The 254-nt window shown below is 49.6% G+C and carries 1 rRNA gene; it reads left to right on the top strand.

From position 1 onward, the window contains the following. Positions 1 to 254, top strand: a 16S ribosomal RNA gene (locus tag ACTHSL_RS13895); the annotation flags it as partial.

Below are 254 nucleotides of genomic sequence, written 5' to 3'. Positions count from 1 at the left end.
ATGGGGGAAACCCTGATCCAGCAACGCCGCGTGAATGAAGAAGGCCTTCGGGTTGTAAAGTTCTTTTATTGGGGAGCAAAGCTTGTTTGTGAATAGCAGATGAGTATGAGAGTACCCAAGGAATAAGCACCGGCTAACTACGTGCCAGCAGCCGCGGTAATACGTAGGGTGCGAGCGTTAATCGGAATAACTGGGCGTAAAGGGTGCGTAGGCGGATATATAAGTTAGATGTGAAAAGCCCGGGCTTAACCTTG

Origin of the sequence: Neisseria sp. P0008.S010 (assembly GCF_051962715.1) — a bacterium.
GTDB classification, from domain to species: domain Bacteria; phylum Pseudomonadota; class Gammaproteobacteria; order Burkholderiales; family Neisseriaceae; genus Neisseria; species Neisseria elongata.
The sequence above is the reverse complement of the archived record's forward strand: the minus strand, read 5'-3'. Positions and strand labels throughout refer to the sequence as shown.